Below are 24,591 nucleotides of genomic sequence, written 5' to 3' on the forward strand. Positions count from 1 at the left end.
TAGCGCTTACTTAACCACCAGGTTGACCATGCGGCCAGGGACGTAGATCTTCTTGACCACGTTCTTGCCCTCGGTCAGCTCGACGATGCGGGCGTCGGCAAGTGCGGCGGAAACCACGGTGTCCTCGTCGGCGTCGGCAGGCACGTTGACGCGAGCCTTGACCTTGCCGTTGATCTGGACTGGAATCTCAATCTCGTCATCTACCAGGTACTTCTCCTCGAAGGTGGGGAAGGAGGAGTAGGTGATGGTCTCGGTGTGGCCGAAGCGCTTCCACAGCTCCTCCGCGATGTGCGGAGCAATCGGGGAGACCAACTGCGCAATCGGCTCGACCGCAGCACGCGGAGCGCCTTCGGCGGAGTTGCCGTAGGTGCGCGTCAGGTAGTTGACGTACTCAATGAGCTTAGCCACCACAGTGTTCAGACGCAGGTTCTCGTAATCATCACGCACACCGGCGATGGAGCGGTGCAGGGCCTTGAGATCATCCTCGGTGAGCTCGGCGTCGCTAGTAGCAAGCTCTCCGGTCGTCTCGTCTACAGCCAGACGCCACAGACGCTGCAGGAAGCGCTGGGAACCGACGACGTCCTTGGTTGCCCACGGGCGGGAGGTATCCAGCGGACCCATGGACATCTCATAAACGCGCAGGGTATCAGCACCGTAGTCGCGGCAGATGTCATCCGGAGCCACGGCATTCTTCAGGGACTTGCCCATCTTGCCGTACTCCTGGTTGACCTCTTCACCGTTGTAGTAGAACTTGCCGTCCTTTTCCTCCACCTCGGCAGCCGGGACGTAAACGCCACGGGAATCGGTGTAGGCATAGGCCTGGATGTAGCCCTGGTTGAACAGGCGGCGGTACGGCTCCTTGGAGGAAACGTGGCCGAGGTCGAAGAGGACCTTGTGCCAGAAACGGGCGTAGAGCAGGTGCAACACCGCGTGCTCGACGCCGCCAACGTAGAGGTCAACGCCGCCTGGATCGCCAGCGCCGTGCTCCTCAGGACGAGGGCCGGTCCAGTAACGCTCGTTCTCCAAGCTGCAGAATTCTTCCGAATTCTGCGGATCGATGTAGCGCAGCTGGTACCAGGAAGAACCTGCCCACTGCGGCATGACGTTGGTGTCTCGATAATACGTCTGAGTGCCCTGGCCGAGGTCGAGTTCCACCTCAACCCATTCGCGGGCCTTGGCCAGCGGCGGCTGCGGGGAGGAATCGGAATCGTCTGGGTCGAAGGAGACCGGCTTGTAGTCTTCTACCTCCGGCAGTTCGACCGGCAGCATGGACTCTGGCAGCGGGTGAGCCTGGCCTTCAGCGTCATAGACGATGGGGAAGGGCTCGCCCCAGTAACGCTGGCGTGCAAACAGCCAGTCGCGTAGCTTGTACTGGATCTTTTCGCGGCCGATGCCCTGCTCCTCCAGCCACGGGATGATGGCCGCGATTGCTTCTTGTTTGGACTTGCCGTTCAGGTCGATGGATTCGTTAGCGGAGTTAACGGCCTTGCCGGACTCAGTAAACGCTTCCTTGCTGATGTCACCACCAGAGACAACCTCCGTAATTGGCAGGCCAAATTCGGTGGCGAACTCGTAGTCACGCGTATCGTGCGCCGGCACCGCCATGATGGCGCCGGTACCGTAGCCGGTCAGAACATAGTCAGCAATAAAGATCGGAACCTGCTTGCCGTTGACCGGGTTAACAGCATAGGTGCCCAAGAAGACGCCGGTCTTTTCCTTGTTCTCCTGGCGCTCTAGGTCAGACTTTGCGGCGATGGACTCACGGTAGGCCTCCACGGCCTCCTTCGGATCATCGTGACCAAAGGTCCAGCGGCTGTCGACGTCGTCGTCATACGGGACGGGGGAGAGCAGGGCGTCGACAAGCTCGTGCTCTGGAGCCAGCACCACGTACTCAGCGCCGAACAGGGTGTCAGGGCGAGTGGTGAAGACGGTGATCTTGTGGCCCTCAGCGGTGAAGTCCACCTCGGCGCCGCGGGAGCGACCAATCCAATTGCGCTGCATGGACTTGACCTTCTCCGGCCAATCCAGAAGCTCCAGATCGTCCAGCAGGCGATCAGAGTAAGCGGTAATGCGCATCATCCACTGGGACAGGTTCTTGCGGAAGACCGGGAAGTTGCCGCGTTCGGACTTACCCTCTGCCGTGACCTCCTCGTTTGCCAGCACGGTACCCAGGCCAGGGCACCAGTTGACGGTGGAGTTAGACAGGTAGACCAAACGGAACTCGTCCAGGGCTGCGACCTGTTCGGCTGCAGTCAGATCGGAGTAGTAACGGCCATCCTTGGTCTTGCGCTTTCCTACCTCGAACTCCTTGACGAGCTCAGACATTGGGCGCGCCTTCTGCTGCTCCTCGTCGAACCAGGAGTTGTAAATCTGCAGGAAGATCCACTGAGTCCACTTGTAGAACTCCGGGTCAGTGGAAGCGACCGAGCGGCGCGGATCGTGGCCCAGGCCCAGCAGGCCCAGCTGGCGGCGCATGTTCTCGATGTTGGCCATCGTGGTGGTGCGCGGGTGGGTACCCGTCTGGATGGCGTACTGCTCGGCCGGCAAGCCAAAGGCGTCATAACCCAGGGTGTGCAGGACGTTCTTGCCCAGCATGCGGTTGTAGCGAGCATAGGTATCGGTAGCGATATAGCCCAGCGGGTGGCCCACGTGCAGGCCCGCACCAGATGGGTACGGGAACATGTCCTGGATGTTGAGCTTTTCCTTCGGAAGGGCGCCCTCGCCCTCCGTGGCTAGGTCGCCGACGGGGTTCGGCGCGTTAAACGTGCCATTGTCTTTCCAGTACTGCTGCCAGGTCGACTCGATCTGGGCCGCGAGCTCCGGCGTGTAGCGGTGGGTGGTGTTATCGCTCGGGTTAGTCATGGTTAGACAGTGTAGTCACCGCACGGACATCTCCCCAGTTAGACCCAGCTAGACCGCATTTCGGTTCCGAAGCACAGTAGTACCTAGGTGGCCTGTGCCGTCGCTTCAATCCGTTCAAGGCGCTTGCGTAAATCCACGATAACGTCGGTCTTGTTGTGAAAGATGTCGACGACAGAGCCCTCTTCATCAAAGGGCGGCTGGAAGATTTCCTCGTAGGCCACGCCACCGTTGTGAACCAGCACATCTACCAGCATCTTGATAAAGCGTATTTGGGCAGCATTGAAAGACGTATTACTGAGAAGGTCTGCAAACTGTTCCCGGACTGCCGCCTCATCAAGGCCCACCAAGCGGCGGATGAAGGCAGGAATGCTGTCCCCACCCATGCGTTCGCGCAGCATATCAATGCTTTCCGTGGAGCCCGCGCTTCCCCTGCCGGCCTGTGCCACCACCGCCTCCAACGCAGCAACATCCTCTGCGTTTAGCGTGCGTGCACTGCGCAACTTGATCATCGCCAAGTCGTTGGCGTGTTCCTGCAGCACTTCACGCAGCTGTTGTTCCAGCTGGGAGGGGTAGGAACCGGTGCCGGGCAACTGAGACGGCATCTCATCATCGATCGTGAGCTCACCCATCTCATCCTGGATGTCGAGGGTCACGGCATTGCGCTTTCCCTTGGGAACGAACTGAATGAGCGAACGCATGCCGATGCGGATGGTCTCGAGGTCCTCCACCGTAACGTTGGTCCACCACTCCGGATCCAGCGCGCGCTCGAGGAAGGACCGCCGCTCGGCCACCATGGGGATGGTGGAGCTTACGGCCATGAGGTCATTGGCCATCCTCTCCACTCGTTGGCGCAGTGCCGCAAACTCGGGGCTGTGATCGAGCAAGCCCACTTGGAGCTTCAGGATCACAAGGTCAAAGCGCTTTGCTGTCTCGGGCTCCTTCATCGTGTTCAGCGGCAGGTGCCCGAGATGGCGGCTCAGCTGCTCAGCTTTCTCCTCATCCACATCGTTCCAAGCGGAGCGCTCGCGGTAGCGCACGAGGGTTTCCTTGTCACCGGGCCGGACCATGATGTGGCCTAGCGGCACAGACGCCGCCGAGGCGTGGAGGGAGTCCGCAAGCCCGGCGCGCATCTCTGGGGCCTTAGCGTGCTTGTCCAGCTGCGCGAGCAATCCCACGCGGGCATCAAAGAGTTTCTCTGACAGCGACCGTGGGCGGCCCGTGGCCGATTCGCGGGCTTCACCCTTGTAGAACTCGTCCACGTTGCCGCAGAAGTCGAAGATGAGGAAGTGCGTCTTGTCCATCCCCGGGCCGAAGAGGTCCGGGCGCAGTCGCGTCCCTCGGCCCACCATCTGCCAGAACTTGGTGGGGGAGTAGACAGGTTTGAAGAACACAAGATTGACCACCTCGGGCACGTCCACGCCGGTGTCAAGCATGTCCACCGAAATCGCGATGTTGACGTCCCCGTCCGGATCTGCGAAGTCGTCCAATGCCGACTGCGCATACTTCGTGTGCGTGGTAATCACGGAGGCTCCAGTACGCGAATACTCCGGGAACGTAGCGTCAAAGACTTGCTTGATGAGCTCCGCGTGACGTTGAGTCCGGGCGAAGATGATGGTCTTGCCCAGTTGGTCGCCGCCCACGCGGATCCCGTTCTCCACCACGGTTTTCAGGACCTTGCGTATGGTGTCCTTGTTGAACAGGTAGCGGTTAATCTCCGCCGAAGAAACCTGACCAGGCGGATCCAAGCGCCCGCCGTCCTCGTCGGTACCCCAATCGGACGTGTCCCACGCCAGCTGCTCCTCGGGGGAAAGCTCGTCATAAGCCATGCCCCGCCGCAGGAAGAGCGAGTCCTGCCGAGCCGTCTTGAAGGGGACAAGGTTTCCGTCTGCCACGGCTTCATCGAGGCTGTACTCGAAGGACGGGGTCTTATCCTCCATCTCAAAGAGTGCATAGGTGTCATGGTCAATCTCGCTCTTCGGCGTCGCCGTCAGCCCCACTACGTAGGCATCGAAGTATTCCAAGATCCGTTTGAAGCGGTTGTACACGGAGCGGTGAGCCTCGTCCACGATGATGAGGTCAAAGTCGAAAGGCTCGAACTTTGCTGGCGTGTCGCCGTCATCCCCAATCAGGTTCATCATGGTGTTGTAGGTGGTCACATACACATCACCCACCTGCTCAGGATTCTTGATGAGGTTCACGGGCGTGGACTCGGCGTACATGCTCACAAAGGCTTTGTGTGCCTGATTGACCAAGGCAGTGCGGTCTGCCAAGAACAGCACCTTGCCTACCCAGCCGGCCTGACGCAACAGCTTGGCAGTGGCCACGGCCACACGCGTCTTACCAGTTCCTGTTGCCATGACCAGCAATGCTTGACGACGCCTCCGCGCCTCCAACGTCTCCGTCACCGCACGGATGGCCTCAAGCTGATACGTTCGGGCGCCACCACCCGCAATCTCCGTATCAACCGGTGTCTCGCTCAACAGAGCGCGCGTGGTGCGCCGCCCAATCATGCGGCGCAATTGCTGCGCGGTGGGGAAGCCCTCGACCTCGCGGGCGGGATAGCCCACACCGGATCCAGGAAGGTTAGCGGCATCATCGATCAGGTCAATGTGATAGCCGTTGGTGCACAACATGACAGGCCGTATTCCGTATTCGCGCTCGATGCAGTCCGCGTACAGCTTCACCTGGTGGGAGCCCACGCTCATGGACTCCATGGACTTCTTCGCCTCGATGACGGCCAACGGTGTGCGGTCATCATCCCACAGGACATAGTCCGCATAACCGACACCGGACGTGTTAGGCATGCCGTGTAGCTCAAGCTCCCGGGTGACGGAGTCACCACTAAAACCGGCCACTTCCAGCATCGGGTCAATGAGCTGTCGGCGAGTCTCGGCCTCACCGATCGCCAAAGGCGCAGCCGACGGTGCTCCCGCCCCGGCGCGCTCGGCTGCGGCCGCTTCCTGCTCGGCTAGCTTCGCCTCAAGCGCCTCAATTTTGGCAGCAAGCTTCTCTTCAACATTCTGTGCAGCCGCACGCTCTGCTTCGGCTTGTTCCTGCGCATCGGCGAGATCCGCCTTCGCACGAACCTCCGCACTCCGACGCTTGAGCTCAAACTGGGCCGCCTCACGAAGACGCTTCTCCTCCGCCTCACGGGCAGCTTCCTGCGCCTCATCGAGCAGCAGCCGGTTCTTCTTTAGCTCCTCATCCTGCTGCGCCAGCTTCTTGAGGTACGCGGCGGTCTGCGCTTGGGAGCGCCCAGCAACGTGGATGCCTGAGGAATCAGCTGTGGCCTGGCCCAGCAGGTTAGTATCAAAAGCCGCCTGCGGACCCGGCGCAGCCTTCGGGTTAGCCGAGTGGTACCGCACCGCCCACGCCATGAGGTCATACAAATGCGCTACTACTGCCCGCGCCTTCTGCGGGGTGGCCGGCGCTTGCTTGCCCTCCATGTCATCGGCATGCGCGGCGTCGTTGCCGCTTTTGCGCAAGATGGTCATCTTGCGCAGCATGGTCTCGTTCTTCACGCACTGAAGGAAACCACGGTCCCTGGTCATCTCCGCCAAGCTGAGGTACTGAGTATCGCCCAAGCTCCGGAATGCCCAGATGTGGTTGACTACTCGCTCTAACACCTTGCGCGCATAGAAGCAGGAAATCACCGGATCCGCGTCCACGAACCGCTCTACCTTCAGGCACTCCTCATACGCCGTGGGCCAGACGTAGCGCACAAAGCTGAAGTTAGTGCTGCGGACTGGTCCGCCTGAAGCGGCTCCGCGGAAATCACGGGGTGGGGTAGGAGCATTCATTTTGGTGTTCCGACTTTATTAGGTAGAGCTTCAACATCACAGGGTGCTGACAACACGGGCCGACATCACGTCTAGCTTAAAGGTTAATCCCGCCTCATCAATGCCAAAATAACACTTTCACCACACCGGGAAAGCCATCATCGGGCTTCACTTATCGCACTCGCCACAAATGCCTTCGAGCCTCAGACGTGAACCCTGGGAGATTCAATCGCTCGAGACTGCCTAGAAGTTCCTTTAGTTGTACGGGTGGATAACGCAAGGCATGAGCTTGTCGGACAAGGCAATCTAAGACTTCATCTGGATCGAGATCTAGTTGGTTGAGCAGGAATTCATCCGGTGTCTGCACATCAATGCCAAATCGCTGGAGCTCATCCCGCGGAAAGTCTTTGACGTTGAACGTGACAATGACATCCGCCCGACCTTGGATGGCAGCTGCCAGGACATGCGCGTCATCAGGATCTGGCAAGGAAACTACGCTTTCGAGTACTTCCCAGTCGGTGACATTGGCGTCATCAAAGAAGTCTTGCATCTCGGCCATTCGCCTCTCGACGGCCTCTGGAGGAAGTTCCGGATGAATTCTTCTCACCGCAAGGCTCACTTCCTCCAGAATGCGGTCGCTCCATAGTGGGCGATAAAGCCCAGCTTCCGCCAACGATAGGAAGGTGTCTGCTAGCGATACCGGCACCAGCGTGCACGCATCCAAAAGCGCCGAGAGTTTAGCCACGCCGCTCCTTCTCTGCCACTTCCTTGCGAACGTCCTTAAGGATCTGCGCAATGTCAGCTGCGTCTGCGGCATTTACGTCATAGGCCCCTGCAGTTTGGGCCTCAGACGCTATCTCTCGCAGTGTTTTACGACGTTTCGTCCGCTGCTCATCCCGGTACTGCAGTAAGTCAACGAGCCGAACTCGCCTATGCCTGCCTCCTGAGGGACGCTCGAACGCTATCGACCCGTCCTCGAGCTTTTTCACCAGTGTCGGCCTACTGATGCCCAGGAAATCTGCTGCTTCCTGGGTTGTGAGCAGCTGGTCTACAGGCGCAACGGTAATGCCTTTTCCTTGCCGCATCGCATGGACAACCTCTGCCAACACGCTAAATGCTTCCTCAGGCAGCGCTACTGCTTGTCCGTCGGGCCCTACCAACGCAGCAGGCCCCTCCAGTTGCTCTAGGAACCTGCTCACGTCGAGCATGGCTTCTAGATCTTGCGGTGGGAGAGTCGTGCGGGGGCGATTCCGTACTTCATTCATGAGCCCATCATAGAGCAATTCGAAAAATTCGAAAGGGCGAACACAGCCCCTGACTACTCAAAGTAATCCTCGTCCACCTCAACCAGCGTCACGGTCCTCTTGACCTGCACGCCCACGCCATAGCGGATCATCAGTTCCGCCAGCCTGTCTCCATCAATCAGGACAACACGTGATGCCACCGCATCCGCATACTCCTGCGCAGCCGCAGAGAACTTCGCCGTAGTCAGAAACACCCACGGTCCGCCTGTGCCCCCTGCAACGCACCCACGAATCCCTGAATATCCGGACGACCAATGCTCTTGTCCAGCCCATACCGCTTCGCCTGCACGTAAATACGGGACAGCCCCAGCGCATCCTGGTCAATAATCCCGTCGATGCCACCATCATTGGATAGCTGAGTCCGTGTGGCCTTGCCCTGCGTACCTCCATATCCCATGGCCATGAGCAGGTCCAATACCGCCTGTTCAAAGAACGCCGGCTCATTCTCATGCAACCGAGTAAGCAGCTCACCAGCCACAAACTCATCGTTGCGAGACACACCGGTTTCCACCTGCTCTACCGGATCCAGCTCGCTCTCGGATTCTGGAAGGGCGCTGTGCTTATCGGCGTCCACCTCGTCCCCAGCCTTACTTCCCCGATTCCGGCCCCGCCACGTAAGTGCCGCTTCCGTGCCCGCAATCTCTCCCAACAGCTGTTTCTCCGTCATCCCTTCCGGATAACGTGCCAACAGATCACGACCAAAGTCTGTAATTTGAAAGCGTGCCCGCGCAGGCGAGGTAATGGCATTCGCCTTCTTAAGGAACGTCAACGCCCATCCAACACGGTTTTCAAAGCGCGACTGCCCGGAAGCTATGGTCTCAAGCCTCTCTTCGTCAGTAATGCCCGCATAGGACGCAGCTATCTCGATGAGCTCCCTACGTCGGAGCTCAGCTCCATTTGCGTTAAGAGCTTCCAACACCGATACCCAAGTAGGCTTCCCATCTTTCGATAGCCATTAGAGCTCCCCTTGGAATGCGCGAGTGGATAGAGCTTGGAAGAGAGTCATCGAAGTCTCTTGCCTTCTGCGAATCTGCTCCTGCATGTCTCTAATTTGTTCCAACACCCGTCGTACTTCGGAACCAAATTCACCACTAGGATCAGGAACCTCAAGTTCATTCAAGTGCCGAAAATCCAGTTTCTTGGTCCCATGAGCAGAAGATGAAACCTTGGAAAGTAGTTCCTTTTCCCTGAGCTTAACCAGATAAAAGAGGACGTCACGATCCTTACTTTGGTTAGGCACAAATGCCTTCAAATCTTGATTGACTGTCACCTCACCAGGAATGCAACTCATTGGGAGGCGGTGTGCAAGAGACATTCCTCTTAGAGAAAAAGCAATGGATGGCTCTCCAATTAGCGATGCCGAAGTCTCGTCGAGCGCGCGATGGGTTATCCGATCTTCAGATTCGTAAACTTCCGCAAACTTCAGGTCCTTGGTTGTAAACCAGGGGACGTCACCTCCCCAGTATTCAGAATTCTTCTTAGAAGGAGTCATTCCGCCTCGAAAGGTACCCAATTCCGAAAGCTTCATTCTTGGAATGCTCTGCGAGCGCAACGACAACCAATTCGAAGTCATCGTGCCCAAGAGCGTTCCTGCACCCGCGTACTTGTCCCTCTGCCCCCTCGCCTCATCCAAAATCGCCGCGATACGGCGCTGCTCATCGAGAGGAGGGAGAGGAACTGCCAACTCTTTCAACAGTTTGAAATGCCGTGAATATCCGAGTTCTTGAACAGGATGGGCCTTCAAGTAAAAGTAGAGAAACTTTGGGGCGATTCCCTCAGCAGGTTTCAGTACTTTAACGCCGTCGGCCCCTGGAACAAACGGGAAGTCTATGTACTTCAATTCCCGCGTATGGTCACCGAACACGATATAGGGCGGAGATACCAAGGTCGGGACTTCATCGGTATATCCACAAATGAAGTCCATCGATTGATCGACAATGGGTGTTGAACCAACCTCTTCATAGGCAGATTTCGGAACCTTTTTATGCCCCCTTGTCACATCGTCGGCCGTTTCCAATAGCGGCACCATCGGCCAGTCATGCTTCGCAGTGCTCGCCATGTTATTTCCCCTCGCTGAGCATGGCCTTCAAGTTGGCAAGGCCTTGCGTGATGTCACGGTCGAGGGCTTCGATTTCGGCGATGATGTCCATGGGGTCGCGGGTTTCTTGTGCTTCGAGGACGATCTCCTTGTAGCGGTTCATGGAGAGGTCGTAGTCGGCTTGGGCGATCTCGTCTTTCGGCACGGTGAAGGAGTAGTCGGTGCGGGCGCGCTCACGCTCGTCGGTGGTGCGGGAATGCCAGCGGGCAACAACGTCCGGAAGGTTGTTGAGCTTCAGCTGCTCGTCGGTGAGGGTGACGGGAGTGGGGTCTTCGGCAAGCGCAGGATCGCTAAGGTCCTGAATGTGGGAGGCAGGGGAGGGGCCGAGCAGAGGGGCATCGAGAAGCGGAGTGCGCTTGTCATCCAAGGAGTAACCATCCGCGGTGACGTCATAGAACCACACCTCGTCAGTGCCGCCGGAATCCGTGCGGGTAAAACACAAGACAGCGGTGGAGACGCCCGAGTAGGGCTTGAATACGCCGGAGGGAAGTTTGATGACGGCGTCCAGGCGCTGATCCTCAACCAAGGTTTTGCGAAGAGCCTTGTGGGCCTTGGTGGAGCCGAAGAGAACGCCTTCAGGGACAATCACTGCGGCGCGGCCGCCCGGCTTGAGCAGCTGCAGGAAACGGTGGACAAAGAGGATCTCCGTTTTCTTAGCCGTCGTCACCGACTTGAGCTTGGGATCGATGGCATCCTTATCCAGGCTGCCCGCGAAAGGTGGGTTGGCCAGGACGAGATCGAAGGCCTCATCGTACTTCGTAGGCAGCTTCTGCAGGGAGTCGTGGTGGGAGATGTTGGGTTCTTCAAAACCATGCATGAACATGTTCATCGCCGCGATGCGCACCATGGTTTTGTCAAAGTCGAAACCCGTCAAGCCCTCTTTGATGAACGTTGTGCGGGTGTCCTTGTTGTAGAGATCCTCGCGGTGATGGTGGACAATCCAATCATTGGCGGCCACCAGGAACCCGGCAGTGCCACAGGCCGGGTCGATGACGCGCTGCTGTGGCGTCGGCTCCATGAGCGCGACGAGGAGCTCGATGATGTGACTAGGCGTGCGGAACTGGCCGTTCGTGCCGGAGGTGGACAGCTTGTCCAGCATGTACTCGTACAAGTCGCCCTTCATGTCTTTGTTCTGAAAGCGCAGCTGGTCAATGAGTTCCATGACGCGTGAGAGCGTGGCCTCAGATTCGATGTCGAAGGAGGCGTTGGCCATGTGCTCCTGGAAGCCCTTGCCGCCCATCGCTTTGATGAAGGGGAAGACCTTGTTGATGATGGTGGCCTTGCGGCGGGCAATATCGCGGTCCTCAATGAGGTTGCGCCACCGCAGATCCTGTTGGCTGGCGTCAAAGATGTCTTCCGTCGCGGTGGGATCCCCCAGCTTCCGGCGCTTATCAATTTGGACCTGGCGCTCGTCGAGGTCCTTGATAAAGAGCAGGTAGGTGAACTGCTCGATAACGGAGACTGGGTTGGAAATGCCGCCGGACCAGAAGGTGTCCCAGATGCGGTCAACGTTGTTTTTGAGGGCGCCGGTAATCATGTAATTAAGCGTAACTGTCGTGGGGATCCGTGCTGGCTATTAGCTCGCGGTAGGGAGTACCTCCTACTCTGCCCCACGCAGGTTTTAATACTAAACCTTCTTCACCACCGCAGGCTTGAGCTTCATCGCGCCGAAACCATCAATCCGGCAATCAATGTTGTGATCTTCCTGGCCGGTGCCGGCGTCGAAGTTCAAGCGGATGCCGCGCACCTTGGTGCCAGCTTTTAGCGGCTGTTGCGCACCCTTGACCTTAAGGGTCTTGGTGATGGTGACCGTGTCGCCGTCGGCAAGCGCATTGCCCACCGAATCCACGATGACCGTCATGGACTCGTCTGCTGCTGGGCCACCAGGAGCATCGGCGGAGAACTCGTGCGCGCACTCCGGGCAGACAATCAGCGGCGGCATTTCGTAGGTGTACTCGGAGGAGCATTCGGGGCAGGGCGGCAAAGTTGCGGCCGAAGTATCAGACATAGGGGAGAGTTTAGCCTGCGTAGCACGAAAAGATGATCCTTCTCTCATTCTATTGATGGATACCCCAGTGGGGTATAGGCTTGAGTAAACATATTCGGACCCATTCGGAAGACTTATGAAGCGCCTCATTTCTCTTGCGGCTGTGTGCGCCGCAGCCATCACCCTGTCCGCCTGCTCCACGGAAAGCCCCGTCCCGAGCGAAGCTTCGAAGAGCGCCGCCTCCAGCGCCGACATCGAACAGGTGCCTGCCGAGGAGATCCTCGCCGAGTTCGACCTCGAAGGATTGGATGGCCCGGAGATCATCGACAAGCTAGACCACATGCCCAAGGGGGAGCGCAATAGCAATCTTCACGCCTCCGTATTGCCGAACGAGCTGGTCCTCACCGCTGAGCAGGGCCAAGCATCCCTGCCCCTGCCGAGGGACAAGTTCTACGTCTCCATCGCGCCATACATGACCCAGACTCATGATTGCTTCAACCACTCCCTGACCACCTGCACCGGCGAGCTCAGCAAGGAAGACATCCACGTCAGCATCACCGATGACGGCGGAAAAGAGCTGGTCAACGAAGACACTACGACCTTTGACAACGGCTTCATTGGATACTGGCTGCCCGCCAACAAAAAGGGCACCATCACCGTCGAGAAAGACGGCAAGGCCGGAGAGGTACCCCTGGACACCACCGAGGAGGGCGCTACCTGCGTGACCACACTGCAGATGACCTAGCCAACCGTGGCCACGCTGAGCGGTGCGTTACATGTGAGGGACGCACCGCTTGTCGACGATCCACTTTCCTCAGGATCGTTCACCGCCACATAAAGTATCCTTTGATTTAATTTTCTCCTTCCCCGAACCGACACTTGCGCTTATTACGGTCCCAGAGTGGATTCCGGCCATGCGAACAATGGCCCCAGTCCGTCTCTTTTCTTGCACGCTCTTTTCACTTTAGAAAGCTCACTAATGCGTATTTCTTCTCGTGCGCTGCGCACCTGCGCGGCTGTCACCATCGCTTCCCCTTGCCACCGCTGGTGTCGTCGCTCCCGCGCAGGCCGCAACCTCTGGCCCGAAGAATGTCATCTACATGATTGGTGATGGCATGGGCTACAACCACATCGCCTCCACCAACCTCTACGAGTCCGGCCAGTCCAAGTACCTGGTTGAAGGCGCATTCGGCCCGGACACTGCGAAGGAGCTCGAAGGCGAGTCTGTCCAGGCATTCGAGGACTTCAACCGTCTGTCCATGACCACCTTCCCGCACGGTGGCTCCTACGACCCAGCCAAGGCATGGTCTGACCACGAGTACATCAAGCAAGGCCCTACCGACTCTGCTGCGGCCGGCACCGCAATGGCCACCGGCTCCAAGGTTGATAATGGCACCCTGGGCGTCTCTTCCTACGGCCACGAGATGGAAAACCTCTCCGAGCGCGCCATCCGCGAGGGCAAGTCTGCTGGTGTCGTCACTTCCGTACCGTTTGACCACGCCACCCCAGCGGCGTTCGCGGCGCACAACAAGAACCGCAACAACTACCTGGAGATCGGCGATTCCATGATCAACTCCGATCTCTCCGTCATCATGGGTGCGGGCCACCCTGAGTACAACGATGACGCGCAACAGCGTGCGGCAGGTTCTGAGGACTACTCCTACATCTCCAAGGAGAACCTCGCTGCGCTTCGCGACGGCTCGAAGGGCTGGGAGTTCACCGATAACACCGCCGGCTTTGAGTCCCTGGCTGCTGGCAACGTAGAAGAGGGTAAGAAGTACTTCGGCCTGGCACCAGTTGCTACCACCCTGCAGCAGAACCGCTCCGGCGATGCTGAAGCGAAGGAGCCAGGCACCGACCCGAAGAACGACGTGGTTGATCTGCCGACCATGACCAACGGCGCACTCAACGCCTTGGGCCAGGACGAGGACGGCTTCTCCCTCATGATTGAAGGCGGCGCCATCGACTGGTCCGGCCACGCTAACCAGACCGGCCGCGACATCGAAGAGGTCCAGGACTTCAACGCGGCTATCGACGCCGCCATCGCCTGGGTTGAGAAGAACTCCTCCTGGGAGGAAACCCTGCTGATTGTCACCGCTGACCACGAGACTGGTTACCTCTCCGGCGAGGATGAAACCGACGCTTGGAAGCCACAGACCGGCACCAAGGGCAGCGCTCCGACCCACGAGTGGTACTCCACCAACCACACCAACCAGGTAGTACCGTTCTTCTTCAAGGGCGCTGGCTCCGAAGACATCCAGGCTAAGGTTTCTGGCACCGACCCAGTCCGCGGCGAGTACATCGACAACACCACCGTGGCCAAGCTGGCCCTGGACGAGTGGTGGTTCAACACCGCTGAAGACGACACCGACAACCCCGGCGACACCGATAACAAGCCATCTAGCGACGGTTCCTCCAACGGCTCCTCTTCTGCAGGCGCTGGCCTGGCTGGCGCCGGCGTGATGGCCCTGATCTTCGGCATCATCACCGCTGCCGCTCAGGCCCTTGGCCTGGTCAAGTTCGACTTCAAGGCTCTGCAGGACCTCATCAAGCAGTTCGCCTAATGCGCTAGCCGACGCCCCGCCACTAGGCCGCGGGCAAGCACCAGCCCTCGTCTCCCCACAGACGGAAACACCGTCACTTTCTAGGGGATGACGAGGGCTTTGGACGTTTTCACCGCTAAAAGGACGCAGTCAGAAGACAGGACGGAAGGAAAGCTCTTAAGTGCCCAAGCAGTTTCAAAAGCACACGACATCGCTGAATTTTCAACAGACAATTCTACTATCGGCGCTCACCTCAACGTTCGAACAATTTTCCGAAAGTCAGCTAGACGTGTCCAGGCCAAAGACTATCGTCACCAGTATGGCTCCTATTCCCAGCACATTCACTAAAGACACTCCGTCTAGCGCACCGCGCTAGACGCTTTCACCAATTCGATAGAAACATCAACTATTTAATTGAATGGGATAAAAACTCTGGGAAATTTTCCTATGCCCAAATGATCTGCGCACTAAAGTGAATTTTAGGCTCACACTGAAGAAAGAAGGTCTCGATGACATCAGAGAGTCCAAACATCAATTGCCTGACAAATGTCGAATTTCTGCCGACATCACAAGGCCGGCTAAGCGTACGTGATGCGCTCCTTAGGGCCCACAAACACGATTTCGATATCAATTCTTCACAACCCGGTTTTCATTTCAGCTCTCAGGTTCGACTTTTGGCAGGCATTACTGCAGTAGTACTACGGCATGAGGTCAAAAACCCTAACGAATTACTCAATCTCGGCCTATCTGAAGCGGCCGTTGATAAGGCTCTCGAAGAGCTCAGCGCTGGTGCTTACTTGCACGACGCGCAATTCCCATTCATGCAACGACCGGCAGTTAACACGTCCAACCCCAAGGACAAAGCAACTTATGTTGGCCCCGGGACTCATCCAGTCAAGAAACTGTCACCGGCTATGCCACCCAATGAGTCGGAAGACTTTGCCAACCTTCTCACCGCTAGCCAGGAACGGTTATCTCTAGAAGATGCAGTGATGTGGCTCGTGACTTATCATCACCTATCCGTAGCAGGCAACAATGCGTACTGCGGTGACAAATGCGTTTCTGGTTCCCCGGCGATGCGTTTTGTTGGTACTGAGAATTCGGCAACAGAAGTGCTGTGGCATGGGCAATCATTACTAGAAACCTTGCTCATGGCAATTCCACAGTCATGGGTCAAGGGCACAGGCCTTCCCGCATGGGCTGACCGCACCTGCGCGTACTCGCGCCACGACGGGATAGTTCACCCGCTATGGTCGGCCACGTGGACTTCTAATTCCCCTGCTACCGCCTGGGAAGCATCAGAGCTTGTTGGTGTCCGCACCGGCGGTGTACCGCCTGAATGGTTCCTTACCGAGATGGGCAGCAAAGATCAGCAAAAAGATTGGTGGACGCTGCGCAATCAAAAAGACCCGTTCTACCTGTACATCAATAATGGCAAAGAGCTAAAACTTCAGCGTCTAGATCTGGGTAAAGATGCTACTGCTTTGGCCATCAACTGGGCTGCACAAAATAAAACTGCGGAGTTTGAAAAGGCCAGCTCATCCCACATACTTCCTCCAACAGCTGAAGCACGCCTAGTGTTCATCCGGCACCGCATGGAGGGTACCGCTTCTAGCCCCAATATTCGGGCTTCCGACATATTCTTCCCTCGTGATGAGGAGTGGGCCCACGACACCAATCCTGGTGTGCAAGCTGATATCAGACTTGGTGCAAACTGCATCGACAAGCTTCATAGCACCGTAATCCGCCCATTCCGCCGAGAAAACGCTAACGAGCGTGCAGGCGGCAAAGTACCGCTAGTTTTGGATTTTTTGGAATCCAGCCGCGGAGATGTAAGCGAAGCCTTTTGGCGCAATATGTCCCACAATTTCTCTTTGCTGCTCAAAGAGTGCCGTTCAGCCAAGAACGAGTTCATCGCTTCCCCGGAGCTGCGTACCGGGCTACACACCGCTTCCATGGCCGCTTTTGATTCAGTCACACAACCATATTTTGGTCAAGAGCCCGCACGGATTGCCCACGTTCGAGCCGGGGTCGAGTACTGGGTAAGACGGCACATCAAGGATTTTGTTGCCGAGGACCCCGACGACCCCACCACCTAATTCTTAAGGAAAAGGATGAATCACACACAATCTACGCCAGAATGGCAGCCACTTTTGACCTGGCTGACTCAATCTGTGCGTAATTACCACGACAAACCCACTTCCCATTCCGGCAGTGAATGGCGCCGCACCCGTGCTTTCCTTCGCCGCGGTAATTCGCAGTCTACGGAGCACTACGCCTATCCATTCATTCTTCCTCTTTTGCCTGCCGATGCCAGCCCCACCACCCGCACAGTAGCGCTTCGCCTCGCAGCTCTGGTTGCGGAATTCGATGCGGTACCGCACATTGATTCCCAAGAAACGGGTTTCCGATCACTCGGACAATGGTGCAACCTCATCTCTCGCAAATTGGCTCCAGAACAAGAAACGCTAGATCCTCGCCATCCGGATGCTGTAGCCAGCAGGCTCGTCTCATTACATACGCAAAACGTGGATGAAGCTATCACTACTATTCGTCGTATCGCCGCACTAGCAGGGAACACGAAGGACACGCCTCCGCTACCTGTGTATGACCTTTTCCGGATTTTCTTCCGATGGGGCAATGGCTTCACAGAAAGCTCACAACGCGTTCGCCGCAGCGTGCTCCAGAACTACTACTCCGGTTTTTCCACCTCCGCTTCTTCCTAAACCACAACCTTAGAAAGGATTTTTCTCATGTCGCGTCACCTCACTATCAATATTCTGTCCAGCATTCCATTCTCCAACCTCAATCGCGATGACACCGGCGTTCCAAAGCGCACGATGCATGGTGGAGTTCTCCGTGCCCTGCACTCCTCGCAGTCCATCAAGCGCGGCGTCCGCCTGCGCTACGAAGATGCTTCCGGCAACATTTCCATCCGATCTGGCAAGTTGGCAGATGAGATTGTCACAAAAGCTGTAGAGCTAAACCCAGAACTGGATCAGAAAGCTGCACTAAAGGAAGCCAAGAAGATTATTGGCACGTTGACCAAAGCAACGGCTTCTGAGGGAGAATCTGACCGTTCGACATGGTTGTCTGGTGAGGAACTCCTCACAGCAGCAACAAAGATTGCTGGTAACCAAGAGTCTGAGGACTCAGGCTTCATTAACGGCACTAAGACGGGCTCCCTGGCAATCGCCGCATTTGGCCGTATGTTCGCCAACGCCCCAACCAGCAACACCGAAGCCGCAATCAGTGTTTCTCCGGCAATTACTACCCACGCCGCTACTATCGACACCGATTATTTCTCCACGGTCGATGACATCCGTGAGCGTAACAATGACTCCGGAGCGACGTTCCTAGGAGTTAGCCAATACACCAGCGGCATCTTCTATCGGACCGTAACGATTGACAAAGTGCAGCTAAAAGAAAGCTGGACCGGGTTTGACTCTGAAGACGCTGCGCAAAACCTCAGCGAACTACTTCGTGCTATCGTCTACGGCCAACCACGAGGTAAAGAAAACAGTACCGCACCTTACACGCTCCCAGCTGTTGTCTTCGCGGAAGAACAGCGTTCCCGCGTCGCATATGACTTTGAACAGCCAGTTACTCCACAGGGCGATGGTGGTTTTCTCATTCCTTCAATTGAAGCTTTGGCGGAACAGTACCAACAAGCTCGTTTCTTTGACCCTGCCAACTTTGGCCCTGTTGAAGTACTGTCCGGCACGCACAAGGATCTTGACGGCAAACTAGGACACCTCTCGCCCGTCTCTCTCGATGACTTCATTACCCAGGTTGTGGAGTGGATTCTCGATGCCTAGTTCCACCTATATCCGTCTTGCGGGACCCCTCCAGTCGTGGGCGGGTCTGGCTGTATCGGGAAATTTTGTCCGTACTGAGCCTCGCCCTACGCTCAGCGCGCTCCGTGGGCTACTGGCTGCGAGTCTAGGTGCGAAAAGAGGGCAGTGGCCAACGTGGATCGATGACGTGCATTTCACCTTGCGGGAGGATAAGACTCCAAAATATGTTGATGATTTTCACACCATCGGTGACAGGGAAGATGAATTTACTTTCCGACGGCGCCTTGCGATCATGCAGCAAATGAAGGCTACCTCTGTGAAGCAGCTTAAGTTCACCCCTGCCGTGGGTGCGACTTCTATCAGCCGACGCACGTACCTAGCCGAATCTGAATTCATTGTACGTGCCACTCTGGAAGGCCACACGGAGGAGATAGATCAGTCTTTTGCCAGCCCTGTCTTCTCTGTTTATCTAGGTCGAAAAGCTTTTCCAGCAACGTTCCCGTTCTATCTGGGAACTGGGCCAGCAGAGATGCTGTCGCTCATCCCCGCCCTTGCTCCTAACGCGTCGAGTAAAGCGACTGTGCGAATCTTTGAACCATCGCTCGGTTCCGGAGTGTCCCCAGAGAGCATGAGTGTTCCCGCTGTTGCGACCCGAACGGACTGGCTCAAAGGCATCAAGGAGCTCAGCCTGCACCGCCACTCCACCATTCAACGGTAGCCAAAAGCGGTAGGCCTTGTTGACCTACCGCTTCGCTTGCCTCCACGTATCGCGGAGAAGGTGGTTCCAATTCAATGAAATATGAACTACCTCCGCATCAGCGGAGAGCCACTCTGAACAAATCTAACGTATTCCCGACGAAAGATGAAGAATATGATCACCACTCGGTATCTAACCAAAGCACCTGCACACGCTCTCTTAAGTGTGGCTGCGAATAGTGCTCGCCGTGTGAGTCCCGCAAGTCTTAATAGCCCAACATTTCGTCATCGCGCAGTCATGGGTCTTTTCCCTGCATTCGACGACGCCAATCCACGTTCCGCTGCAGAAATTCTTTTCCGTTTAGAGACCCCGGCAGGACAGGCTCCGTATTTTCTTATCCAGTCTGCTACAGAGCCCACTGTCTCGAACTGTCCAGACATTGTGACTAAGCAAGTTGAGCTTCAGGCTCCGCCTACTGGAACTTCAGTAAGTTTTCGCATTAGTCTCAACGCTATTCGTCGCGAGACATTCACTAATGCTTCCGGTAAGCGTTCGTACAAAGTTAAGCCCATCCCGTTGGATCATGAGGATACGGAACGAACCACATTTGGCCCCTGGCTGGCACAGAAGTTATCTCCCGCCTTAGATGCTGTGGAGGTTACCAACCACCGGCGCGCTGTACTCAAAGATCCTAAGACTGAAAAGGGGCGTATGACGCTACAAATAGATGCTGTAGATGGCATCGCCGTAGTACGCGACACCACAGCACTCGTATCCATTTTGACTACTGGCCTCGGCCGAGAAAAGGCTTACGGCTGTGGTCTACTATCTATCCGCGCTCTAGGTTAGGAACCCCATGCCTGCCACCCATTCAACGTTTTCTTCCGTGTGGGCCAAACAACATAGCCTCGAAGAAAGCTACCCTTTGCTTGCCCATATGTGTGATGCCGCTTCTATGGCAGGACAACTCTTCGATCACTGGTTGAGGCCAGGTTTGCAGGGCTACCTTCGCGAAGAGCTGGGGCCACAGGCACGTGAGATCGTAATGTGGCTGGTTGGCACGCACGACATCGGCAAAGCGAACCCCTTCTTTCAAGGCCAACTACTTACTCATGCGAGGCAGCGTCCTGAAGAACGCGAAATCTGGGCTTCTGTAAGAAACCGGATTGTGGAAAACGAAGAGTTGGGTTTTAAGCTCCCACCACGTGCTTTGCGAGGACTTCACGATGTCGCCGCATTTAGACGCCATGAGCAGGCTTCAGCTTCCTACCTCCTTGGCAACCTCACGGTGGATGCTTCAGCATCTCAAGCCTGGCGCTGTATCCCAGCTATGGGCCATCATGGAAGGTTTGATACTCCAGACTTTGGCGGCGATCGCACAGGTACAAAAGAAGCGCTGTGGAACACGGCTCTAGCCGACAACGGGTGGAATACTGCCCAAAAAGTTTTAGACCACGCGCTTCGCGAAGCCTGCGGAGTAGCAATGTTCCCCGATGAAGTTCCAACGTCGGCCATGATTCTGATTAGCGGACTAACCGTTGTTGCCGACCGCCTAGTATCAGCCCACGAATGGGTCAAACAGTCTCAAGCACGGTGCCAAACAACCGAATTAGACTTGACACAGCCGAAGGAGTGGATACTCACACAAGCTGAACCTGCTCTAGCTCGTATTCGAGAACAACTTGGTCTCTATTCCGATTGGCCCAGCGCTGAAGACGCGCTAGAAGCAATTCTTCAAGGCTACGAACCACGCCCTGCACAGCGAGAAGCCATGACCGATCCTGATGGTCTATTCACGATCATGTCAGCTACAGGTTCCGGTAAGACTGAAGCCGCTATCCTGCGCCATGTGCAACGTAAAGAACGCATGTTGTTCCTACTACCCACGATGGCGACCTCGAATGCATTGATGAAGCGTGTACAAAGAATCTTTAGTTCGACTCAAAACACTGCGGCGCTCGCACATGGAATGGCCACCATTGAGGATTTCTACTCCCGCCCCGTCACCACCTTCCGCGACAGTAATCCACTGGAAGACGTCGGCGGACTCGTACCAGCTGAGTTCGTGCGTTCAGGAATGGAACGCATGCTGGCCTCTATCACGGTAGGCACCGTGGACCAAGCGCTTAAAGCAGCACTTCCGATGAAATGGACCCATGTCATTCTGTTGGCGCTAGCAAACGCGCATGTAATTATCGATGAGGTCCATACGCTAGATCCTTATCAAGCACAATTGCTCAAACCATTGATGCAATGGCTAGGTACCGTGCGAGCACGCGTTACCCTTCTCAGCGCCACGTTGTCGCAAGAACAGTGCAATTCACTCGCATGTGCCTACACCGGGTACCCGCTGGAAACAAACATTGATTTTCCCTCGATCCTCAGCCACAGCTCCAGTTCCTATGCAGCCACTCCGTTGGATTCAACGCCATACACGCTCACTTACGACATCACCATCGCAAACCCGTCTCAGATAGACGCACATATCAACTGGGTTCGACGCATGCGTGCGGAGTATCCGATTGCTCGCATCGGGGTCATATGCAACCGAGTTGACTGGGCACAAGAGATATCCCGCAGACTTGATGAGGAAGGCGAAGACGTCCTGCTTCTACACGCTGCGATGACTGCGGGACATCGCCAAGCTGCTGCCGATACGCTACTTCGCACGATTGGTCCACATGGAAACGGTGAAGGGATATGTATTGTAGGTACACAAGCCATTGAAGCATCATTGGATATTGACCTTGATCTACTCAGCACCGACCTATGCCCGTCAGCTTCCCTCATCCAACGGGCCGGTCGTGTCTGGCGTCGAAGAGACCCACAACGCAAGCACCGACTTCCTGGGCGTGACCACATGCATCTGCATATTGTTGCCCACCAGAATTACGAGCACCGTGAGAATCTGCCCTACATGGAGGCTCTACTGAGCCGTACGCAACGCTGGCTGAATTCTCATAACGGAAGAATTGAATTCCCAGTCGAGTGTCAAGACTTTGTCAACACAACGTCAATTACTCTCACAAATATCAACGATGACCAAGACATTGAGGCCTTTGCCCAGGATTCCAGGAAGCACATGGCAGCGTCGAATATTCAAAGCAACCTGGAAGCCGTTCTAAAAGAAAACGTTCGCCTAAGCGAGCTAACCAAGCTCACAGAAGCAACTACCGCACTAGAGGATCTCCGTACACGTTACGTAGAAAGCGAAACTGTACGTGCTCTCGTTCTCGATGACACTGGCACAATCCCGGGTGCCATAACCAGTATCGATCTAGAACTCACAAAGCCCACTCAGGAGGATCTGAAACGTATTCTCCGCTCAAGTATCAACCTACGTCAAGGCTCTTTTCCTTCCGAAGATCCGCGTTTTCTCTCGAACCCGTGGGAGACTTCCCTACTGCAGTATTTCAGAATCGTTGATCTCTCCGACAACTACGATCCAGCCCTTGGGCTCATCTACGGAAAGGCAAACTCCTAATGGCTTACTCCGAAGACGCCATTACGTTTTCCACCATTCCAGCAGACCACCAAGTCCGCTTGGAAGACCGTGTCAGCTTTGCTTATGTGGAACGCGCAGCTATCCGCCAGGACCGTACTGGTGTCGTGGCCTACTCGGTTGTTGACAATTCAGAATTAGAGCAACGCATCCAACTCCCTGTAGGCGGACTCGCAGTTCTTATGCTCGGACCTGGAACCTCCATTTCTGCAGCTGCTGCTACCTCATGTACTCGTTCAGGAACGACCATCATGTTCACTGGCGGTGGTGGAGTACCAGCTTATACTCACGCAACCCCACTAACTTCCTCGGCGCGTTGGGCAATTGCCCAGGCAGCTCTCGTCTCTAATGAAGCACACCAGCGAAAGGCTGCAATCAAGCTCTACCAACGGCAACTAGGCATCGAAGAAATTGCTGATGCCCCGAGCATTTCCATCATGCGCGGGCTTGAAGGCCGCGTGATGAAACAGACTTATCAAACCCAGGCGAAGAAACACGGAATCAAGAATTTTCGGCGCAATACTGCTGACGACGACCCAGTTAATCAGGGACTCAACCTAGCGAACTCCATGCTCTATGGATGTGCCGCTTCTGCGTGCGCGGCAATAGGTGTCAATCCTGCCTTGGGCATCATTCATCGAGGCAACGCTCGTTCATTGCTCTTTGATCTGGCTGATCTGTACAAGCCCACAATCTCAATCCCGCTGGCTTTCGCCTGTGCCAATGAGGAAGATCCATTGCCAGAGCTAAGGAAGCAACTACGCCGAGAGATCCATCGGAAGAACTTACTCGTCGACATGCTGGAAGTTCTCACAGAGGTACTCACGCCCCACTTACCTTCACGTGATGACGATCGACTCGTCTCTGGGCGCGGCGATGAAGTCGCCGGACATACACAATATGGACGGCGCTGAATGTTTCTTGTAATCACAACCACCAGCCTCCCGGACCACATGCATGGCTACCTTTCGCGTTTCCTTTCGGAAGTAGATACCGGTGTTTATGTAGGAAACGTTTCCCGTCGCGTCCGCGATAACCTGTGGCGACGGCTTTCCAATGCCATCGCCGACGGCAGCCTAACCATGATCAACGAGGACCGGACCCGCGAACAGGGCTTTGCAGTCAACACTATGGGACCGCGACGCCGTACAATCATTGACATGGACGGACTTTTACTTGCGTGCACGTTTTCGCGAGAACATACGCAAAACCGCACCGAGACGAACTAAAGTTGCTGTTCAGGAAGTCTCTTCTCCGCGCACGCGGAGGTATTTCCGTGAATGTACGGCTTTGGAAATAGTCGCAGATCTCTTCTCCGCGCACGCGGAGGTATTTCCCGGAAGAAGGTAGCCCTCGCACAGCTTGAGGGCTCTTCTCCGCGCACGCGGAGGTATTTCCTCCCGCAGCATCGGCATCGAACACGCCAACATCTCTTCTCCGCGCACGCGGAGGTATTTCCTGGTACCGGATTGTAACCGGCTGTAAGTTTCCCTCTTCTCCGCGCACGCGGAGGTATTTCCAGGGCGTGCACTCCAGGCGCTGATAGCCACTGCTCTTCTCCGCGCACGCGGAGGTATTTCCGACTTCCGCGACCTCATGGGCAACCAACAGCCCTCTTCTCCGCGCACGCGGAGGTATTTCCGCGAAGCCTGCAACGAGGTCATGGGCGGCGTGCTCTTCTCCGCGCACGCGGAGGTATTTCCTGGTCACGACCAATACGAATGTTCGGGTCACGCTCTTCTCCGCGCACGCGGAGGTATTTCCAACAAGCCACGCCACTATAACGAGATTCCGCACTCTTCTCCGCGCACGCGGAGGTATTTCCGCGGTAGCCACGGAGCTACAGGAGCAGCCATGCTCTTCTCCGCGCACGCGGAGGTATTTCCACTATTCCCCCGCGACGTGTTCAGAGTCGTTGCTCTTCTCCGCGCACGCGGAGGTATTTCCGGTGGAGGTTGATGACTGATGGCTGTGCTTGACTCTTCTCCGCGCACGCGGAGGTATTTCCGATACCTTTGCTGA

17 protein-coding genes, 1 pseudogene and 1 CRISPR repeat array (1 of these 19 only partly in view) are annotated in these 24,591 nt (G+C 56.3%); of the genes and pseudogenes, 10 read left to right on the forward strand and 8 right to left on the reverse strand.

The window, feature by feature from the left end; translation table 11 throughout:
• Nucleotides 1–6: 6 nt before the first annotated feature.
• The 8 genes and pseudogenes from leuS to QKB66_RS08575 all read right to left on the reverse strand — a co-directional run bounded on the left by leuS (nucleotide 7) and on the right by QKB66_RS08575 (nucleotide 12,051).
• Entirely contained in the window at nucleotides 7–2,862 is a 2,856-nt protein-coding gene (gene leuS / locus QKB66_RS08540; protein WP_414253109.1) for a leucine--tRNA ligase, read from the reverse strand.
• 83 nt (nucleotides 2,863–2,945) lie between these two features.
• Nucleotides 2,946–6,662 (reverse strand): DEAD/DEAH box helicase family protein, encoded by a 3,717-nt coding sequence (locus QKB66_RS08545; protein ID WP_414253110.1) that lies wholly within the window; start codon nucleotides 6,660–6,662, stop codon nucleotides 2,946–2,948.
• Nucleotides 6,663–6,813: 151 nt separating this feature from the next.
• Complete coding sequence (locus QKB66_RS08550; protein WP_414253111.1) at nucleotides 6,814–7,386, reverse strand: putative toxin-antitoxin system toxin component, PIN family; 573 nt, start codon at nucleotides 7,384–7,386, stop codon at nucleotides 6,814–6,816.
• A complete protein-coding gene (locus QKB66_RS08555; protein WP_414253112.1) occupies nucleotides 7,379–7,906 on the reverse strand; it encodes an excisionase family DNA-binding protein in 528 nt (175 codons plus the stop codon). The genes QKB66_RS08550 and QKB66_RS08555 overlap by 8 nt, the downstream gene beginning before the upstream one ends.
• A 53-nt stretch (nucleotides 7,907–7,959) precedes the next feature.
• Nucleotides 7,960–8,864, reverse strand: a pseudogene (locus QKB66_RS08560) (restriction endonuclease).
• Nucleotides 8,865–8,900: 36 nt separating this feature from the next.
• Nucleotides 8,901–10,004: a restriction endonuclease subunit S gene (locus tag QKB66_RS08565; protein WP_414253113.1), complete on the reverse strand. Its 1,104-nt coding sequence runs from the start codon at nucleotides 10,002–10,004 to the stop codon at nucleotides 8,901–8,903.
• Nucleotide 10,005: 1 nt separating this feature from the next.
• Complete coding sequence (locus QKB66_RS08570) at nucleotides 10,006–11,580, reverse strand: type I restriction-modification system subunit M (RefSeq protein ID WP_414253114.1); 1,575 nt, start codon at nucleotides 11,578–11,580, stop codon at nucleotides 10,006–10,008.
• Between the two features lie 90 nt (nucleotides 11,581–11,670).
• On the reverse strand, nucleotides 11,671–12,051 hold the full coding sequence (locus QKB66_RS08575; RefSeq protein ID WP_096336375.1) for a zinc ribbon domain-containing protein YjdM: 381 nt from the start codon (nucleotides 12,049–12,051) through the stop codon (nucleotides 11,671–11,673).
• 115 nt (nucleotides 12,052–12,166) lie between these two features.
• Here QKB66_RS08575 and QKB66_RS08580 point away from each other — a divergent pair, with 115 nt between their 5' ends.
• The 10 genes from QKB66_RS08580 (at nucleotide 12,167) to cas2e (ending at nucleotide 23,798) form a co-directional block, all read left to right on the forward strand.
• Nucleotides 12,167–12,775 (forward strand): CueP family metal-binding protein, encoded by a 609-nt coding sequence (locus QKB66_RS08580; RefSeq protein ID WP_339018902.1) that lies wholly within the window; start codon nucleotides 12,167–12,169, stop codon nucleotides 12,773–12,775.
• Nucleotides 12,776–13,025: 250 nt separating this feature from the next.
• A complete protein-coding gene (locus QKB66_RS08585; RefSeq protein ID WP_414253115.1) occupies nucleotides 13,026–14,594 on the forward strand; it encodes an alkaline phosphatase in 1,569 nt (522 codons plus the stop codon).
• Between the two features lie 488 nt (nucleotides 14,595–15,082).
• Nucleotides 15,083–16,672, forward strand: a complete 1,590-nt coding sequence (locus QKB66_RS08590) for a type I-E CRISPR-associated protein Cse1/CasA (RefSeq protein WP_414253116.1) — start codon at nucleotides 15,083–15,085, stop codon at nucleotides 16,670–16,672.
• A 15-nt stretch (nucleotides 16,673–16,687) separates the two neighbouring features.
• On the forward strand, nucleotides 16,688–17,299 hold the full coding sequence (locus tag QKB66_RS08595; protein ID WP_086890521.1) for a type I-E CRISPR-associated protein Cse2/CasB: 612 nt from the start codon (nucleotides 16,688–16,690) through the stop codon (nucleotides 17,297–17,299).
• A 27-nt stretch (nucleotides 17,300–17,326) separates the two neighbouring features.
• A complete protein-coding gene (gene cas7e / locus QKB66_RS08600; RefSeq protein ID WP_414253117.1) occupies nucleotides 17,327–18,391 on the forward strand; it encodes a type I-E CRISPR-associated protein Cas7/Cse4/CasC in 1,065 nt (354 codons plus the stop codon).
• Nucleotides 18,384–19,088 (forward strand): type I-E CRISPR-associated protein Cas5/CasD, encoded by a 705-nt coding sequence (gene cas5e, locus QKB66_RS08605; RefSeq protein WP_414253118.1) that lies wholly within the window; start codon nucleotides 18,384–18,386, stop codon nucleotides 19,086–19,088. Before cas7e ends, cas5e begins: the two co-directional genes overlap by 8 nt.
• Nucleotides 19,089–19,241: 153 nt before the next feature.
• The gene (gene cas6e / locus QKB66_RS08610; RefSeq protein ID WP_414253119.1) at nucleotides 19,242–19,916 is read left to right on the forward strand and encodes a type I-E CRISPR-associated protein Cas6/Cse3/CasE; all 675 of its coding nucleotides are present in this window, start codon (nucleotides 19,242–19,244) and stop codon (nucleotides 19,914–19,916) included.
• A 7-nt stretch (nucleotides 19,917–19,923) separates the two neighbouring features.
• Nucleotides 19,924–22,551 carry a CRISPR-associated helicase Cas3' gene (cas3, locus tag QKB66_RS08615; RefSeq protein ID WP_414253120.1) on the forward strand — a complete coding sequence of 876 codons (2,628 nt, stop codon included), beginning with the start codon at nucleotides 19,924–19,926 and terminating at the stop codon, nucleotides 22,549–22,551.
• Nucleotides 22,551–23,483 carry a type I-E CRISPR-associated endonuclease Cas1e gene (gene cas1e, locus QKB66_RS08620; RefSeq protein ID WP_201816204.1) on the forward strand — a complete coding sequence of 311 codons (933 nt, stop codon included), beginning with the start codon at nucleotides 22,551–22,553 and terminating at the stop codon, nucleotides 23,481–23,483. The genes cas3 and cas1e overlap by 1 nt, the downstream gene beginning before the upstream one ends.
• Nucleotides 23,484–23,798, forward strand: coding sequence for a type I-E CRISPR-associated endoribonuclease Cas2e (cas2e, locus tag QKB66_RS08625; RefSeq protein ID WP_049147286.1), 315 nt, complete (start codon nucleotides 23,484–23,486; stop codon nucleotides 23,796–23,798).
• An 18-nt stretch (nucleotides 23,799–23,816) separates the two neighbouring features.
• Nucleotides 23,817–24,591: a CRISPR direct-repeat array (repeat unit 29 nt; unit sequence CTCTTCTCCGCGCACGCGGAGGTATTTCC) (it continues 1,819 nt past the right edge of the window).

The organism is Corynebacterium sp. c25Ua_89 (assembly GCF_047459735.1).
In the GTDB taxonomy this organism is placed as follows: domain Bacteria; phylum Actinomycetota; class Actinomycetes; order Mycobacteriales; family Mycobacteriaceae; genus Corynebacterium; species Corynebacterium simulans.

Excerpts from the sequence above, each read along its gene's own strand:
- QKB66_RS08570 (WP_414253114.1), bottom strand. The coding sequence starts at position 11,580 with ATGATTACCGGCGCCCTCAAAAACAACGTTGACCGCATCTGGGACACC.
- QKB66_RS08590 (WP_414253116.1), top strand. The coding sequence starts at position 15,083 with ATGACATCAGAGAGTCCAAACATCAATTGCCTGACAAATGTCGAATTT.
- QKB66_RS08545 (WP_414253110.1), bottom strand. The coding sequence starts at position 6,662 with ATGAATGCTCCTACCCCACCCCGTGATTTCCGCGGAGCCGCTTCAGGC.
- QKB66_RS08555 (WP_414253112.1), bottom strand. The coding sequence starts at position 7,906 with ATGAATGAAGTACGGAATCGCCCCCGCACGACTCTCCCACCGCAAGAT.
- cas7e (WP_414253117.1), top strand. The coding sequence starts at position 17,327 with ATGTCGCGTCACCTCACTATCAATATTCTGTCCAGCATTCCATTCTCC.
- cas6e (WP_414253119.1), top strand. The coding sequence starts at position 19,242 with ATGATCACCACTCGGTATCTAACCAAAGCACCTGCACACGCTCTCTTA.
- cas5e (WP_414253118.1), top strand. The coding sequence starts at position 18,384 with ATGCCTAGTTCCACCTATATCCGTCTTGCGGGACCCCTCCAGTCGTGG.
- cas1e (WP_201816204.1), top strand. The coding sequence starts at position 22,551 with ATGGCTTACTCCGAAGACGCCATTACGTTTTCCACCATTCCAGCAGAC.
- QKB66_RS08575 (WP_096336375.1), bottom strand. The coding sequence starts at position 12,051 with ATGTCTGATACTTCGGCCGCAACTTTGCCGCCCTGCCCCGAATGCTCC.
- leuS (WP_414253109.1), bottom strand. The coding sequence starts at position 2,862 with ATGACTAACCCGAGCGATAACACCACCCACCGCTACACGCCGGAGCTC.
- QKB66_RS08595 (WP_086890521.1), top strand. The coding sequence starts at position 16,688 with ATGAATCACACACAATCTACGCCAGAATGGCAGCCACTTTTGACCTGG.
- cas2e (WP_049147286.1), top strand. The coding sequence starts at position 23,484 with ATGTTTCTTGTAATCACAACCACCAGCCTCCCGGACCACATGCATGGC.
- QKB66_RS08565 (WP_414253113.1), bottom strand. The coding sequence starts at position 10,004 with ATGGCGAGCACTGCGAAGCATGACTGGCCGATGGTGCCGCTATTGGAA.
- QKB66_RS08580 (WP_339018902.1), top strand. The coding sequence starts at position 12,167 with ATGAAGCGCCTCATTTCTCTTGCGGCTGTGTGCGCCGCAGCCATCACC.
- cas3 (WP_414253120.1), top strand. The coding sequence starts at position 19,924 with ATGCCTGCCACCCATTCAACGTTTTCTTCCGTGTGGGCCAAACAACAT.